General features: G+C 40.3%; 16 protein-coding genes. 6 read left to right on the top strand and 10 right to left on the bottom strand.

Going from position 1 to position 15,315, the window contains the following annotated elements; genetic code table 11:
• Positions 1–347: 347 nt before the first annotated feature.
• The 7 genes from ABIS04_RS04370 to ABIS04_RS04340 form a co-directional block, all read right to left on the bottom strand.
• Positions 348–1,097, bottom strand: coding sequence for an SDR family NAD(P)-dependent oxidoreductase (locus ABIS04_RS04370; protein WP_350432728.1), 750 nt, complete (start codon positions 1,095–1,097; stop codon positions 348–350).
• Complete coding sequence (locus ABIS04_RS04365) at positions 1,097–1,495, bottom strand: nuclear transport factor 2 family protein (RefSeq protein WP_240778484.1); 399 nt, start codon at positions 1,493–1,495, stop codon at positions 1,097–1,099. Before ABIS04_RS04365 ends, ABIS04_RS04370 begins: the two co-directional genes overlap by 1 nt.
• Before the next feature lie 342 nt (positions 1,496–1,837).
• On the bottom strand, positions 1,838–3,247 hold the full coding sequence (locus ABIS04_RS04360; protein WP_137222507.1) for an ammonia-forming cytochrome c nitrite reductase subunit c552: 1,410 nt from the start codon (positions 3,245–3,247) through the stop codon (positions 1,838–1,840).
• Positions 3,248–3,297: 50 nt separating this feature from the next.
• Entirely contained in the window at positions 3,298–4,509 is a 1,212-nt protein-coding gene (locus ABIS04_RS04355) for an NnrS family protein (RefSeq protein ID WP_350432727.1), read from the bottom strand.
• Positions 4,510–4,797: 288 nt separating this feature from the next.
• Entirely contained in the window at positions 4,798–6,231 is a 1,434-nt protein-coding gene (gene phrB, locus ABIS04_RS04350; RefSeq protein WP_350432726.1) for a deoxyribodipyrimidine photo-lyase, read from the bottom strand.
• A gap of 11 nt (positions 6,232–6,242) precedes the next feature.
• On the bottom strand, positions 6,243–7,205 hold the full coding sequence (locus ABIS04_RS04345; protein WP_371833617.1) for a YbgA family protein: 963 nt from the start codon (positions 7,203–7,205) through the stop codon (positions 6,243–6,245).
• Positions 7,206–7,451: 246 nt separating this feature from the next.
• Positions 7,452–8,342 carry a DUF368 domain-containing protein gene (locus tag ABIS04_RS04340; RefSeq protein ID WP_350433382.1) on the bottom strand — a complete coding sequence of 297 codons (891 nt, stop codon included), beginning with the start codon at positions 8,340–8,342 and terminating at the stop codon, positions 7,452–7,454.
• A gap of 190 nt (positions 8,343–8,532) precedes the next feature.
• Here ABIS04_RS04340 and ABIS04_RS04335 point away from each other — a divergent pair, with 190 nt between their 5' ends.
• The 6 genes from ABIS04_RS04335 (at position 8,533) to ABIS04_RS04310 (ending at position 12,506) form a co-directional block, all read left to right on the top strand.
• Positions 8,533–9,009 carry a hotdog fold domain-containing protein gene (locus tag ABIS04_RS04335; protein ID WP_350432725.1) on the top strand — a complete coding sequence of 159 codons (477 nt, stop codon included), beginning with the start codon at positions 8,533–8,535 and terminating at the stop codon, positions 9,007–9,009.
• Between the two features lie 99 nt (positions 9,010–9,108).
• Positions 9,109–9,996 carry an SPFH domain-containing protein gene (locus tag ABIS04_RS04330; protein ID WP_350432724.1) on the top strand — a complete coding sequence of 296 codons (888 nt, stop codon included), beginning with the start codon at positions 9,109–9,111 and terminating at the stop codon, positions 9,994–9,996.
• A 192-nt stretch (positions 9,997–10,188) separates the two neighbouring features.
• Positions 10,189–10,491: a hypothetical protein gene (locus tag ABIS04_RS04325; protein WP_350432723.1), complete on the top strand. Its 303-nt coding sequence runs from the start codon at positions 10,189–10,191 to the stop codon at positions 10,489–10,491.
• A gap of 2 nt (positions 10,492–10,493) precedes the next feature.
• Complete coding sequence (locus ABIS04_RS04320) at positions 10,494–11,333, top strand: DUF418 domain-containing protein (RefSeq protein WP_350432722.1); 840 nt, start codon at positions 10,494–10,496, stop codon at positions 11,331–11,333.
• Between the two features lie 245 nt (positions 11,334–11,578).
• Positions 11,579–11,929 (top strand): DUF1294 domain-containing protein, encoded by a 351-nt coding sequence (locus tag ABIS04_RS04315; RefSeq protein WP_137222519.1) that lies wholly within the window; start codon positions 11,579–11,581, stop codon positions 11,927–11,929.
• 106 nt (positions 11,930–12,035) lie between these two features.
• Entirely contained in the window at positions 12,036–12,506 is a 471-nt protein-coding gene (locus ABIS04_RS04310; RefSeq protein ID WP_137222521.1) for an FKBP-type peptidyl-prolyl cis-trans isomerase, read from the top strand.
• Between the two features lie 618 nt (positions 12,507–13,124).
• Here ABIS04_RS04310 and ABIS04_RS04305 read toward each other — a convergent pair.
• Genes ABIS04_RS04305 through ABIS04_RS04295 form a run of 3 tightly spaced genes read right to left on the bottom strand, consistent with a single transcriptional unit; the run spans position 13,125 to position 15,311 of the window.
• Positions 13,125–14,015, bottom strand: a complete 891-nt coding sequence (locus tag ABIS04_RS04305; protein ID WP_350432721.1) for a hypothetical protein — start codon at positions 14,013–14,015, stop codon at positions 13,125–13,127.
• A gap of 10 nt (positions 14,016–14,025) precedes the next feature.
• Positions 14,026–14,784 carry a hypothetical protein gene (locus ABIS04_RS04300; RefSeq protein WP_137222525.1) on the bottom strand — a complete coding sequence of 253 codons (759 nt, stop codon included), beginning with the start codon at positions 14,782–14,784 and terminating at the stop codon, positions 14,026–14,028.
• A complete protein-coding gene (locus tag ABIS04_RS04295) occupies positions 14,784–15,311 on the bottom strand; it encodes a hypothetical protein (RefSeq protein ID WP_137222527.1) in 528 nt (175 codons plus the stop codon). The genes ABIS04_RS04300 and ABIS04_RS04295 overlap by 1 nt, the downstream gene beginning before the upstream one ends.
• Positions 15,312–15,315: the final 4 nt, after the last annotated feature.

Below are 15,315 nucleotides of genomic sequence, written 5' to 3'. Positions count from 1 at the left end.
TTAATAATCCTTCGTTCTAGCATTTAGAAGTGAGTTGCTAACCATTTTTAATATTAGGGGCTGTTGATCTTTCAAGGTTGTTTTTGCAGCGAATTGTTGGTCATTTGTACAAGGCAGAGACTTTGTGGTGTAGTTATTCTACATAAAAAGTCGATAACGCAGTAAAAATGACCAACAAACGCTGCCCGAAGGGTTCGGCTAAAAACGTTTTACTCTTTGTTGAGCGATTCTTTGTAAATCAAGTGGTGCTTAGATTGCTAGGCAGCAATCCGCTCGCCTCGATTAAAACGTTTTTATCTCGAACAAAATTTAACCTGCAAAGATCAACAGACCCTAATTATATTTAGCTATTTTTTTGTCAATAACGATACCAGTAATGATTCTGGTAACAAGGATGCTAATTTTAGTAACCAGGTAAATTTACCCGGAAAATGAATTTCATTACGTTGACGCTGCATGCCATTATAAATAGCGACTGCAGCTTGCTGTGCGGTTATTTGCATCGGCATCGCAAAATCATTTTTATCTGTTAGCGGTGTTTTAACAAAACCTGGGCAAATTACGCTAACCCCAATACCATGCTCAGCAAGGTCAACCCGTAAGCTGCGGCCTAAATAACTAATTGCGGCTTTTGATGCGCCATAAGCTTCGGCACGAGGAAACGGTAAATAAGTGGCACTTGAGCTCATTAATCCGAGTCGTGCACCGCGATTGAGTAAAGGCAAAAAATGTTCGAGGCAATACCCCATAGCAACCACATTGGTGTTGATTACTCGCGCAAATAACGCTGAATCAAAATGTAGTGCATCGTCAATATATTCGCAGCTGCCAGCATTAAGTATCACCTGCTGTAGCTGCCAGTGGTTATTGTGTAATAGTTGCTTAAGTTTAATTGCCGCGGCTTCAACCTGAGTGCTATCAGTAATATCAAACTCAAGTGCTGTTGCACCTGTAATGGCTTTTAAAGCTTGAGCATTGCGGCCACAGGCAATGACCTCAGCACCTTGTCTGAGGTAATGTTCGGCCAACGCAAAACCAATGCCAGAACTGGCTCCAGTAATGAGTACAACGGGCGTATCAACGGTTACTGTAGCCATTATTTTGCCGCTCGGTTTTTTAATATACCAATTAAGCCGCCTAGAAAAGGAATTTGCTCGTATAGCATTTGGCCTAAATCGAAATAGTCACGGTGGGAATAGATTTTGTCATCAAACTTAAGCTGCGACATGCCCTCAACATTAATCAACTGACCTTTACTCAATTTTGGATGTGAATAGCTCATAGTCCAATACAAGGCAGCTTGATCATTATCCTTGCTCACAACCACTTCTTTAATATCAAATTCGATGTGAGTGACATTTTGATACATGTTGTCAAAGTAGCGAGTTAAAGCTTCAATACCGTTGACTTGATGGATAGGATCACGAAACTGAATGTCATCTCGATACACTTGACGTAATAGAAATAAATTATCTTTATTAAGCTTTTGATACATATCAATAAAGGCATTAATGATAGCTGGATTATCATTAACAGAAGTTAGGTTGCCCGTATCCAATGATGGTGATGAACTATCAACTATCGATTGTGCAGCTTGCATTTACATACTCCTAATACGCGACTGATGACATTCACGATGACTAGCGATAACAATGCCTTATATGACAATAACATAAATTTGTTTTATGTCTGTGAGGCAAATATTAACCTGATTAGAAGTTTATACGAGAGATTCATGAAAGTAGATCACCAAGATAAGCCATATAAACAGCCACACAAACAAAAACGCCTAAGCAATGCTTAGGCGTTAATGACTTGAGTTGATACTTTCTAGAGGTTAGTAACCGGTTCTGGCTACTGGTTGCCAGTATTTATCAACTTCTTCTTTAATAAAAGCTTCCTTAGCCTTTATGGCGTCAGCTTCAACAAATCCTATGGCTGCATGGGCTTTTTCTTTGGTACTGTAATCTGGATATTCAACCTTAGTTACTGATAATTGGCCCAATATGCGTGCTAATGCTTCACGTGCATAGGTTACTTGTTCAGTAGATTTATCCAGTAATTCAATCCCTTCTTTAGGATTATGAGCGTACATGCCATGTGATGCAGTGGCAAAGTCCCAACGCCATTGTGCATGACGAATACCCATAATCGCATCATTCATTTGCGGCCATGTGGCTCCCGCATCCCACGCTGCTTTTGCTTCGTAATGTGCTTTAATCAGCAATGACTCTACATTACGTGATTTAGCATCAATAATAGCTTTGGTTTTATCAAGCTTTTTGGTTATGGCCGCTTTACTGCTATGGCAACTTGCACAGGTGCGATCAAAATTATCTAACGCGCCTGCAACTTTATGATCGGTATATGTAGCGCCTTTTTCATCAGTCGCAGGTGGCATATGGCACGTTATACACGTCACGCCTTGTTTTGCATGAGCCGAACGACTCCAATGTTCAAATTCTGGATGACGCGCTTTTAATATTGGTGTTTTAGAAATTGGGTGGATCCATTCGTAAAAGCGACGCGTGTCGTAATACTTTTCAATTTCGTCAGCCGTGCTGCCGAAAATCCATGGAATGTTAACCTTGTTATTATTTTCTGGCTGGAAATAATAACTCACATGACATTGACCACAAACCTGTGCCCCTTGCATTGCGTGGTCTTGCTTATCAAAAGGCAGTTTAATTTTGGCCATGGCATTTTGTGCATGGGGACGTGGTAATGCGAGTTCTGCACTGCCATCAACATGACAATCACTGCAATAGACAACAGATTTGATTTCTCGGCCTAAATCGACAAAATTGGCACCAGAAAAACCTTGAATACCCATTTCATTCATCAATCTTGGCGCATCAGGCGATTTACACGTCCAGCAACTGGCTGATAAACCTTTATCACCTTCGGCTACAGCAACACCTGTACGCAAAGTATGTGTTATGTCTGCAACGGCAAACTGATGTCCACGAGGGCTATGATATTCTTTCGCAAACGACGAACCAGCCCATAGAATGATATTAGCTGGATATTGCGCCAGTATGTCGTCGCGTTCTACTTGTTCTTCTGTTGCTTGCCAAGATTCAAATTGCTGTGGAAACTTAAGTTGATTTGGGTCAACCTCTGCACTTTGTAAGCCCCAAGATGTTAGCAGCAGTACTGCAAGTCCGCCGATAATAATACTCAAGCCTGTCTTACTGCGTAAAGATCGAGTGACGGGCATCATCACTTCTATTAATGGATTAATCATGTTGCTTACCTTAAAACTGTATTGATAAATACCAGGTTAATTGCAGTGCATTAACCTGGGCGACCATCGAGTCTTGGACGGACTAAAATGGGGGCATAAAACCACACAAACATTCCAAAACCAATAAACCAAAATGCCCCAGCAGACCATAACCATGTTTGGGTATATTCTGGCAAAAGTAATGGCATAATTGCGCGAAACACTGCAGCTAATGCAATGCTCAAAAAGGCAATTGTCATATTAGGACCTTGATAAATATTGCGACTGGTGTGACCAAGAGACACGCGGGAAATCATTGATAAACATAATGCTGCAATGCCGCCGATAGCAAATAAATGTAACAGCGTGCGGTAGGCATATTCATTGTCGATATTAATCGCCATCAAAAGTAACGTGATGGGTAACGATATATATGCCAAATGCAAAGACCATAGCATTGGCTCTTTTAGGGTTTTATGCCCTTGCCAACACGCAAAACGGATAAGGTGCAAACCACCAGCAACAGCCAATAAAACTTGTTCTACCCCTTTGGGGAACCAATGGCTTACTGCTTGTACAAACAATAATCCCATTATGAATAATAATGTATTTTCCAATATACTAATGGGATCTGGCTTGGGTTGTTTAATACGCATAGCGGTAAAAAATGGAATAACTCGGCCACCAACGATAGTAATGATCATTGCGACCCACCAAATCATCCCTTGCCATAGTTGGGTAGACAATGAAAAGTCGCGCTGATATAACGCATAATAACTGGTTAAGTTAACCACCAGTGCCACAACCAATAGTAACGGAAACCCAATATTACGCCATTGCTTAACCGGATAAATACAGCGCCACAACGCCAACGCACTTAACCCTAAAAATAAGCTATCGAATATGGCTGGTAATACCAAAGGAATGTCCATTGGAAGTAACAACATCAACCGAGCAATAAGCCAACAACCAAAGGTGACCATCAATGAACGTCCGGTTATGGTGGGCTGATTAGTCCACGCTTGCACTGCTGTAAGCAGAAAACCACACACTATTGCCATCGCAAAGCCAAATAACATCTCGTGTGGATGCCACCATAATGGCACTACGTTAGCCCAAAACTCACTGTTAAATAAGCTATATTGCGGTGTAAACCAACCCATTAACCATAATGGGATGTATAAAGCAGCAACGCTTGCCCCACCGAGAAAAAACGGTCTAAAGCCTAAACGCCAGATTGCAGGGGTGTTATCAGTTATCGCTGGGTCATCAATATTCAGCATAAGCAGCTCACTCACTTAGTGGGTTAACATCAACAGGATTTAAACATGTATGATATATAAATCTTTAATGTCGTCATTCTATGCTGTTACTCAATGTGCTTCAATCATTACTCATCAATCTACTAACAGCCCATCTAATAGTGTGATCTAACGCAAAAAAAAGACTGTTATTAACATTAAAGATAATAGCAGTCTGTCGTATATTTGCTGATTTAGCGAATTTTTGAATTGGTATTAAAGCAACAAGGTCATCTTTATTGAATCAATAATGGATTTTACATCAAAAACTTAACCACGTTTAAGTGCACTTAATACTTCAATTGCTCTTAAGCGCGCCATTTTATGTTCAACCATAGGCTGTGGATAGCCCTCATCCAGCCGTTGGCCAAATAAGTCATTTACATTAACCGTTTTAGGTAAATGAATGTCAGCCAAAGACCATCCAGACACCTCGGGAACATAACGTTTTATAAAGCTAGCATCGGGGTCAAATTTGCTGCTTTGAGTCATAGGATTAAACACTCGAAAATAAGGTTGCGCATCACAACCAGTTCCTGCAGACCATTGCCAACCACCATTATTAGCAGCTAAATCACCATCAATGAGATTTTGTCTAAAGTAACGTTCTCCCCAACGCCAATCAATCAACAAATGCTTGGTTAAAAAACTCGCGACCACCATACGTAATCGATTATGCATCCAACCCGTTTGATTTAATTGACGCATAGCGGCATCCACAAGTGGATAGCCCGTTTTCCCATCACACCAAGCGTTAAATTCATCGGCATTATTGCGCCAAGCGATACCATCGCCCAACTCATTAAAGTTACACCCCATAGATAAACGCGGAAATGCCACCAATAAATGACAGTAAAATTCACGCCAAATCAGTTCATTTAACCAGGTCTTAGCTGGGCAAGCATCGTCGACTAAGGCTTCGGGGTAACGGGCAAGAATAGCGGCAACACATTGGCGTGAACTAATGGCACCAATAGCCAAATAAGGCGATAAACGACTGGTTCCTTCTAAAGCTGGAATGTCTCGCTCTACATGATAATCGGCCACTTGGTTTGCTAAAAATTGATCTAATATTCTTTTAGCGGCACCTTCACCTGCTGGCCATAGATCGCTGCTGACTTTGTCACAATGAAAGACTATGTCATCTGGCGATGTTAAAGCCGTGGCCATTGGCGCAGGCACGCGCTTGGTAATAATCGCTCGCTGATTGGCGATATTCTTCCATTTTTTAGCAAAAGGGGTAAAGACTTTGTACATGCCTCCCGCTAAATTCTTCACCGTATTTGGTGCTAATACACAATCTTGATCTATTAAGGTTAATGGCAAGCCACTATCGATTAATGCACTATCACGACGACGTTCATTTATTTCGGGCTCATTACCGGCAAACACAGCACCAATTTGATGCTTTTCAATATAAGTGGTTAATACCTCTTGTACCTCAGCAAAATCTTGTACATGCACAACATCAAGTTGAATGCCTAAGGCGGCCAGCGCTTGGGCCAATAAATTAACGTGTCGTTGCATAAAATCAATTTGTATCGGCGCAACATCATGCTGCGCCCACTGAGAAGGCGTGACAAAATATACGGCTCGAAGATGACTATTATTACCAATGGCAAAATCACACGCGGCTACTAAGGCAGGATTATCTGCCACTCGTAAATCTTGCCTAAACCACATCAAACTATTCATAGACGTCATTAATACTCGACCTAATAGGCATAACGAAGCTTAAGTGCTTCTGGATGTGGATTTAAATACACCTGCTCTTCAATGTACGGCGTTGGGAACTCACGCACATAATGATTAATCAAGGTAATTGGCACAAGTAAAGGCAATAAACCTTGGCGATATTTTAAAATGGACTCACTCAGTTCTTCTTTCTGTTCAGCCGTAAGTTGCTTCTTAAAATAACCTTGAATATGTTGCAAAGTACTGGTGTGGTTTTTGCGAGTGGCAATGATTTTGAGTGCCGTCATAAAGCCTTCAAAATATTGCTGAGCCGATTGTTCGATATCTTGAATATCCGCCAGAATAGGACCCAGCTCGCGATACCACTTAGGGCTGTGTGCCATGATTAAGTATTTGTAACGTGAATGAAACTGCATCAATTTGTGCTTAGTTAATCCAGATTGCTTCATTTTTTGCCAATCGTTATAAGCAAATATACGAGTAAAAAAGTTTTCTCGCAGCGGCAAATCGTGCAAACGCCCTTCTTCTTCTACTGGCAACAACGGATAACGCTCCATCAGGGCCTTAGCAAAAACACCGACACCCGTTTTAGAACCATTATTGGTACCAATTTTATATTCGGTTACTCGCTCCATTCCGCAGGTTGGCGATTTGGCACATAAAATGTAGCCGCCTAAGTAGTCCAGCTCTTCAACTTTAGCTTTAGAATATTCATTAAGCTTGTCGGTAACATCTAAACTGCCATCTGCACTGCGAATATGAACAATATCACCATCACGAATTTGGCGGATACTTTTGCGTGGAGCGCCCATACCAATAGCCATTTCAGGGCAAACATTGGTATATTCAAAAAACGGTTCTATTTCTTGTTTACAGTAATATGAGTTTTTATGACCACCGTCAAAACGAACTTGATTACCAAGAAGGCAACTGCTAATCCCAATTTGGATTTTTTCTGGCACAAATGTATCGATATTTGGCATATTATGCACTCCTGTGGCAACCGTAATATTCCCAAAGTGGGATAAAAAAAGATGTCATGCTAACAACACATGCGATTAAACAAATATACGAGTAAAACCCCCATAAAGTTCATTATTTATAGCGTTATTTATCATTTTTGCAAAATGAGTCTTCATATTAGTCAAATAACGCACACAAAAAAGCAGAATCGAAGTTCTGCTTAATCTTTATCTGAAAATGTTTATCCGAAAAATGTCAGATATTTGTTATCCATGGGCTTTGTTACCAACGCGCTCGACTCCCCACACTAAGCCAATGCCCACCAGCACGCACACAATAGCGATAATGATTTGCGAAGATTCACCAGTGACTTGCTCAAACTGAAATGGAGATAAGTTTTGTTCTACTAGTGGTACTAATTCCCCTTTAGAGTTTTCGCGCCAGCTGATCACTTGTTTCCATGGCCAAATCTTACCGAGTGTGCCCAACATTAATCCGGTTAAAAAAAGTAACGTCGCATCCTGAAATTTACGTAACAATGCGGATAACACGTGGCTAAAACTTAATAACCCGACCACTGCGCCCACAGCAAAGCAGGCTAAATAAACAATATCGAATCCTTTAGCGGCGGCTAACACCGCTGGATACATGCCTAATAGCAGCAGAATAAAGCTACCTGAAATACCCGGTAATATCATGGCGCAAATGGCGATAGCACCACAAAAGAAGAAGTTAAGATAAGTATCTTGCATTTCAATGGGGTGCAACACGGTAATAGACCATGCAAATGCAACCCCAATAAAAAACATCACAATCCGCAGAACGTTAAATTTTTCAACCTGCTTCAGCATGTGCACCACAGAATAAATAATCAAACCAAAGAAAAACGACCAAACCGGAATAGGATGAGTGGCCAATAGCCATGAAATTAACTTAGCTAAGGTAAAGATACTGGTTAAGATACCGCCAAAAACACAAACTAAAAAAGGCCCGTTGATATGTAAAAAAGCCGCTTTAATACCTTGCTGTTTTACAATGCCAAACAAAGACAAATTTATTTTGCGAATACCGTCTAAAAGCGGGGTCAATATTCCGGTAATAAATGCGATGGTGCCGCCAGAAACACCCGGAACAACGTCTGCGGCCCCCATGGCCATACCTTTGATATAATTTAACAACAAGTTAGATTTCAAAATTTATCCTTAAAGAATCGACACCAGTAAAATTATACCTGTCAGTAGCACAATGAGCGATGGAAAATATTGATCTGCACTTCACCACGGGTTACAACAATGTTAACCTCATCCGACCAGACAACTTACTTACACAATAACCAGAGTCTTTCTAATGACCCAAACTAAACCCAATAAAGTGATGGCGCTATATAAAAAAGTGACATCTTACCCTTTCGGCAAACGTATTTTCTCTAAAATGGTGTCACGCATGGCGCCTTATTTTGGCACTGTGCATCCTTATATAAATGATTTACGTGTTAACCGTTGTGAATGTTTAATTAAAAAACGTAAAAAAGTCCAAAACCATATTGGTACCGTACATGTTATTGCTATTTGTAATGGCTTAGAGATGGCAATGGGCACTATGGCAGAAGCCTCTATTCCTGCGCATTTACGTTGGATCCCTAAAGGAATGTCAGTAGACTATACCGCAAAAGCCGGTAGCGATATTTTGTGTGTTGCAGAGGTAACACCAGAACAGTGGCAAGTTGGTGATATGTTAGTCGACGTTAAAGCTTATGACACTAGCGGTACTGTGGTTGTTCAAGGACATATTAAACTTTGGATTTCAGAGAAACCTCAAAAATAATTGTCGTTTTAACTATTGCTTATAGTGCTAACCGTTCTAAACGCTATCACAACGAATAAATCAAAAATATTCTAATTTCACTTTTGCTAGGGAAGCATAATGTTAAAAAATGATCTGGCGCAAGCCAACATAAATCATCTAGGAAAAATCATTCCTATCGCAATTTTACTGATAATACTTATCAGCTTATATAGCAGCTGGTACACAGTCGATCAGGGCGAACGTGGGGTGTTATTACGTAACGGTAAAATTATTGATACTGCAGAACCAGGACTTGGATTTAAAATTCCTTTAATGGACACTGTTGTTAAAATTTCAACCCAAACACATACCGCAAACTATCAAGGTTTACAGGCGTATAGCCGTGACCAACAACCCGCAACGTTACGCGCATCAGTCACATTCAGTATTCCTCCTGATCGCGTTGAAGAAGTCTATGCTAATTTTAAAAGCGTCGACTTAATGGTATCGCGTTTACTTGACCGCCAAGTACCGACTCAAATTGAGAATATTTTTGGTAAGTACACTGCCATTTCTGCCGTCCAGGAACGTATAAAGTTTGGTATTGATGTTACCGCGGCCATTACTCAATCGATTAAAGGCCCTGTTACCATTAATTCAGTACAGATTGAAAATATTGATTTTAGTAATGCATACGAGAAATCAGTAGAAGACAGAATGCGCGCCGAAGTTGAAGTGCAAACCCAATTGCAAAACCTTGAAAAAGAACGGGTAAGTGCAAAAATAGCCGTCACTCAAGCACAAGCGGAAGCCGACTCACAACTGGCTCGAGCCATTGCAGAAGCGGAAAGTATTCGAATTAAAGGTAATGCAGAAGCATCAGCCATTAAAATCCGTGCCGAAGCACTGGCGCAAAATCAAAACTTAGTTGAATTGACTAAGGCTGAACGTTGGGACGGTAAGCTGCCAACCACTATGTTGCCAACCGGTACAATTCCGTTCCTTGAAGTGCCAACAACAAAATAGCCTCATTAATAAGCTAATAAAAAACCAAGCACTTGCTTGGTTTTTTTATTGTTTACTTTCCAATTTAGAATATATTATCTAGTTGCATTACTTCATTTGGCTGTTAATCTCTGTTAGTGCATTTTTAGTTATTAAAGATGGTTTATAACCAACAAATAGAAAAGGAATTCAACGATTAATAGTACAACTATCATGGATGAGTATTGTTCTCCGACACAACGTCTAGCTAATCTTGATGCCATTCGTGGTGTTGGCGTATTAGGTATTTTCTTCCTCAACATTTATTTCATGGGCAATAGTTTTTTTGGCTATGCCCCCCATGAGATACAACCCACTGCCGATATTGCGATACTTATTTTTAGCAATTTTTTCTTAGAGGGGCGTTTCTTTAGCCTGTTCGCAATGCTGTTTGGGGTTGGGATGTTAATCCAATTCCAACGTAAGCAAATGAGCATTGATACTGCCAACAATAGCCAACCCAAAAAAACGTCATAAAAATGCGTTTGTATTGGTTAATTGTATTTGGGGTGATCCACGCGATTTTTATCTTTCCTGGCGACATCTTGCTCCCTTATGGCGTGGGAGGACTGTTGGCTTTTCGCTATATCAATCTCAATGCGGACGAACTACTGCAAAAAGCAAAATGGTTTATCTTTTTATCATTAATCCCTATCGCGCTCATTTCACTTATCCCCGATGAACAAGTTTACACTCGTAGTTCAGCATTATTTATTGAACAACTGCCTATTTGGATAGGTACCTACGGCCAACAGCTTAAAATGCATTTAACCATGTTTGGCTACATGCTGCTGGTTATTCCGTTAACCCTAATGTGGTTTGTTGCTGGTTTAATGTTATTAGGAATGGCGCTATATAAACGCAAGGTTTTCATCAATGGTTTAGATAATAAAACCCTATGGCAATGTGTATTTTGGACCCTGCTGTTATCATCATTAGACTCGGTACTTAGTATCAGTGGCAACCCTATGTTAGAAGCTATTTCCGATCTCTTGGTTTGGCTTAGTGCTGTAGCAATGGCATTAATTTACATCCACTTTATCTGCAAATTTTGTCAGAATTCTGCATCTAAATTAACGCTATTGCAAAACGTCGGGCGGTTAGCTTTTAGTTTGTATATCCTGCAATCCATTGTAGGTATTTTATTGCTCCGTTATATTGCTCCTGAATGGCTGTACACGTTAGACAGAATTGGTTATATGTCGATTGCGATTATTTACAGTGTACTGCAATTGGCATTAGCCAGTCTTTATCTGCGAAAATTCAATCAAGGTCCGTTAGAAAAACTATGGCGAGGCTTAGTCTCTCGAACAAGCTAAAAATAGCAAGGGTTCAAAAATAGCTACATTCAATTAACTCATTGTGTTTGATAAATTAATCTATTCAGCATAACAGTCATTGCCGCTAGCACATTGACCAAAGGCATAAGACAATGATGACCAGATTAATATTGATACAGTTAGCAATAGCATTGAATTCCTATTTAAATCTGACAAGATGATGCGCCACGAGTAAATACTAAATCGCCACCTAAACTAATTAACACTGCTGGATGTAGCGTAAAATGAATAAATTTGCTTGGCTGATGTTGGCTATTTTTGGCGCCATTATAGCAATTATCCAACCTTGGCTAGCTGGGGTATATGGATTGATAAATCTCATTACATTCGGTTTGTACTATCGAGATAAATCTGCAGCTAAGCGTGGCCGCTGGCGAGTAAGCGAAAACACTTTGCAGCTTTTTGCGTTAATGGGCGGTTGGCCTGCAGCATTACTAGGGCAATACCATTTACGGCATAAAACCCAAAAGTCATCATTTAAACGAATACTATGGTGCTGTATCCTACTCAACTCAATCGGATTTAGCTTACTGTGTTACCAACAATTACAACCGCGGCTTATGGTATATCTTTGATATAAAATATGAGGTTAATGGTAAATTCAATCGAGTTGATATGTGTTAGGTCGTCACTTTTTGCGCTAAACTAGCGACACTGTTTTCCAACTATTCAAGAGCAACTATGCGCATACTTTTAGCCATTGTGGTCATTGCCGGCGTTATTTTTTATTTTTTTACTCAAGCAAACAACTCAAAAGCCACCAAAGAAAATATCGCACAAGGTAAGATTTTTTTAGCTGACAATGCAAAACGCGAAGGCGTAGTGCAAACTTTATCAGGCTTACAATATGAAATACTCACCAAAGGCGACAACACCGAACACCCAAAAGCCAATAGTAAAGTCACTGTGCATTATCACGGAACACTTCTTGATGGCACAGTATTCGACAGTTCTGTAGACCGTGGCGAAACCATCAGCTTTGGCTTAAACCAAGTGATTAAAGGCTGGACTGAAGGTGTACAGTTAATGACAGTGGGCGATAAATTCCGTTTTTATATTCCTAGCCAACTCGCTTACGGCAATCGTTCAAGCGGTAAAATTGAAGGTGGTTCAGTGTTGATTTTTGATGTTGAATTATTTGAAATTAACTAACTAAACTCACACAAAATAATCTATTAAAGCACCGCTAAAATGAATAGCTAAAACTATTGATGACAATAAGTCGTTAGCATAAGTGCCAAAAACAACGCCTCTATCCACGACGAAGAGGCGTTTTTTATTGGCGTTAATCGGTGGATTTAATGAATTGATTTAATGAATTGATTTAATGAATTGATATATCTTGTGCCTAATACCACCCACCAGCAAACCATTTCAGATAAAAAATAGCGACAGTTAAGTCGCTATTTAATGGTTAATACTATTACTGCAATATCAGCTTATGACTTCATCATCACTATGTGAAATGTTAGCCATACAGTCATCAGCCTTGGTGCAATCCCTAGGGCCTGTTGATCTTTCAAGGTTGTTTTGGCAGCGAATTGCTGGCCATTTGTACAAGGCAGAGACTTTGAGGTGTAGTTATTCTACATAAAAAGTCGATAACGCCGTAAAAATGGCCAACAAACGCTGCCCGAAGGGTTCTGCTAAAAACGTTTTACTCTTTGTTGAATGGATTTTGCTTAGATGACTAGGCATCAATCCATTCGCCTCGATTAAAACGTTTTTAACTCGAACAAAATTCAACCAGAAAAGATCAACAGGCCCTAGTTATAAATCGATGTAGTGAGGCCAGCCAAGTAATCCGTTAAGGCCTTCTTTGTGCTCAAAACGTTCAAGCTTTTCAGGGCTTGCACCTTGCATAAGTAACTCACGGTAACCTTTGGCAAAATACATTGTGCGCAGCAGGCCTTGGTTATAATGCTTACTTAAATCAGAGCGTATGGTGGCGACGAGATCAGCTGGTAATAGTGTTAGTGTTTTGTCGGTTTGCGCCATTAAATAATCACTGTCAAACCACGCATCATCTAACTCAATTTTGCCTAAACGCTTTTTAAGATCTTCTCTTACTTTACTGTCGGCAAACAAAGTACGGTACAGCACAGCTTCGGCTAATACCGCTTCAATGTTTAAGCAATCTACGAGATCGAGATTTGAATGTTGATAAAACGTTTTCAATAAAACACTAATAGCCTGCAAACGATCATGCTCGGCTAAAGCTTCTTGATAACTCTGCCAGCCTTGCCATTCATCCATATCAGGCGGACTAGACACTTTCTCAAGCAAGCTTTGGCTTACATCACCATAAAGTGATTTTGCGGTGTTAAGGCTGCTTGCTTGGGTTAATAAGCTCCAGCCTTTTTGAAAACATTTAAGTATGCCATCACTTGTTTGCAACAGAGGTAAAGAAGTGGCGGGTTCGTTGCCAGTAAGGGAAATAAGCCCAATACTCACCACACCAATTACATCGTGAGCCGCTTGTTCAAGCAAATGCATCTTATGCTTGTTATAGAACTTATCAGCAAGTTTAAGGCTCATCAAAATAGCTTTAGCCTTAATTTGAGCCAGCTCTTGCTGGCTTAACTTGTCTTCAAGCTGACCATAAGCCAGTACTTTGGTTAAATAGGGGCCTTGGTTTGAGTCCCGTAATGCCAGTTGCATATCAGGATCCTTAATCTAAAAAGCTAAACATATCATCAACTTCAGCGTATTCATCCGCTACTTGATTTTTCTCTTTCGCTTGCAGTACCAGCTCGTTAACAAACTTAGCAATAATCTGTTCCCAACCTGAACTCTCATTGCGGAGTAAGTTTTTAATCGACTGAGCAACATCTGGCGCTAAATCTTGGATCAGTGCCATCAAACTGCGAGGATCATCAAGGCTTAGACTGTGAGATTCTTCGCTAGTATTCCAGTTGTCGTAACCCACTGTAGTACCATCATCTTCATCGTCAAATATATCCTGCTCGTCCGCTTCATCAAACTCACTTGGCGCTAACATGAGCTCAATAAATGGAATGGATAAATAGAACAAACCGGCAGGATCTTCTGCAATACATTCTAAAATAGCAGCTTGCTTGGCTTCGCTGTCTTGAATACGAATAAGATATGTCAGAAACTCAAACGTGTGGTTAATAAGCTCATCAACGTTGGTTTTAACTTGCTCTTCCCAATACAGCGGCTGCTGGCAGACGATGTCGCGAATTTGCTCTGGGCTCATGAGCTCTGACATAATTGATGGGCAAGAAATGTCATGATGACTGTTAATTTGAGTCAGAGTAACGATATCCATTTGCTCTATCACGTCAACTAGCTGAGCGTCACTCATGGTGTTGGCAATGATCTCAAAACGCTTGCTGGCCTGTTTTGGCTCTACATCAGCAAGCTGCTTGATTTCCGCTGCGGCAATCGCAATCAGATTAGTTGTCATTATCTGTCCTCGTCATCATATTGATCGTAATAGCCTTCTTCCTCACTATCTTCATCGTCTTGATCATAGTCATCGTTTGACTGGCCGTATTCATCGTCTTCACTGTGAGGCGGTTTAGCTTTTTTGCCACTGCCATTGATGTCTTGATTCAATAGATATAGCACTGCGCAGCTTTCGATCAACAAAGACTCACTTTTACCGCGAATAGCTTGTACTAACGGAATGTCGTCATTATTGAAAGCAATGCTCACCTTAAAATCATCCCACTCGGGTTGAATGGCATGATCAATCCAGTAAGACCACTTAATCATAGATTCAGGTGAAAACTTCACATGACCAAATAAAGCGATTGGTAAATACTCTGGAACAGAGGAAAGAATGCTGATATCGGCCAGTAACACCTGCTTTATCTGGCGGGTGAAATTATCCAAAGCATTGGGACTATCAGAATCATTGTATGATTCAATAGTATCGTAGGCGTTACTTTTAAGCTCTTGAATACGAGTAAGATTTAATGATTTAGGCATTGGG

This window comes from Shewanella sp. H8, from assembly GCF_040285065.1.
GTDB classification, from domain to species: Bacteria; Pseudomonadota; Gammaproteobacteria; order Enterobacterales; family Shewanellaceae; genus Shewanella; species Shewanella polaris.
Note: the sequence above shows the minus strand (reverse complement) of the source record. Positions and strands in the feature narration are given on the sequence as shown.

Excerpts from the sequence above, each read along its gene's own strand:
- ABIS04_RS04360 (WP_137222507.1), bottom strand. The coding sequence starts at position 3,247 with ATGATTAATCCATTAATAGAAGTGATGATGCCCGTCACTCGATCTTTA.
- ABIS04_RS04365 (WP_240778484.1), bottom strand. The coding sequence starts at position 1,495 with ATGTATCAAAAGCTTAATAAAGATAATTTATTTCTATTACGTCAAGTG.
- ABIS04_RS04345 (WP_371833617.1), bottom strand. The coding sequence starts at position 7,205 with ATGCCAAATATCGATACATTTGTGCCAGAAAAAATCCAAATTGGGATT.
- ABIS04_RS04310 (WP_137222521.1), top strand. The coding sequence starts at position 12,036 with ATGCGCATACTTTTAGCCATTGTGGTCATTGCCGGCGTTATTTTTTAT.
- ABIS04_RS04340 (WP_350433382.1), bottom strand. The coding sequence starts at position 8,342 with ATGGCCATGGGGGCCGCAGACGTTGTTCCGGGTGTTTCTGGCGGCACC.
- ABIS04_RS04370 (WP_350432728.1), bottom strand. The coding sequence starts at position 1,097 with ATGGCTACAGTAACCGTTGATACGCCCGTTGTACTCATTACTGGAGCC.
- ABIS04_RS04330 (WP_350432724.1), top strand. The coding sequence starts at position 9,109 with ATGTTAAAAAATGATCTGGCGCAAGCCAACATAAATCATCTAGGAAAA.
- ABIS04_RS04355 (WP_350432727.1), bottom strand. The coding sequence starts at position 4,509 with ATGCTGAATATTGATGACCCAGCGATAACTGATAACACCCCTGCAATC.
- ABIS04_RS04335 (WP_350432725.1), top strand. The coding sequence starts at position 8,533 with ATGACCCAAACTAAACCCAATAAAGTGATGGCGCTATATAAAAAAGTG.
- ABIS04_RS04325 (WP_350432723.1), top strand. The coding sequence starts at position 10,189 with ATGGATGAGTATTGTTCTCCGACACAACGTCTAGCTAATCTTGATGCC.
- ABIS04_RS04295 (WP_137222527.1), bottom strand. The coding sequence starts at position 15,311 with ATGCCTAAATCATTAAATCTTACTCGTATTCAAGAGCTTAAAAGTAAC.
- ABIS04_RS04300 (WP_137222525.1), bottom strand. The coding sequence starts at position 14,784 with ATGACAACTAATCTGATTGCGATTGCCGCAGCGGAAATCAAGCAGCTT.
- ABIS04_RS04315 (WP_137222519.1), top strand. The coding sequence starts at position 11,579 with ATGAATAAATTTGCTTGGCTGATGTTGGCTATTTTTGGCGCCATTATA.
- phrB (WP_350432726.1), bottom strand. The coding sequence starts at position 6,231 with ATGACGTCTATGAATAGTTTGATGTGGTTTAGGCAAGATTTACGAGTG.
- ABIS04_RS04305 (WP_350432721.1), bottom strand. The coding sequence starts at position 14,015 with ATGCAACTGGCATTACGGGACTCAAACCAAGGCCCCTATTTAACCAAA.
- ABIS04_RS04320 (WP_350432722.1), top strand. The coding sequence starts at position 10,494 with ATGCGTTTGTATTGGTTAATTGTATTTGGGGTGATCCACGCGATTTTT.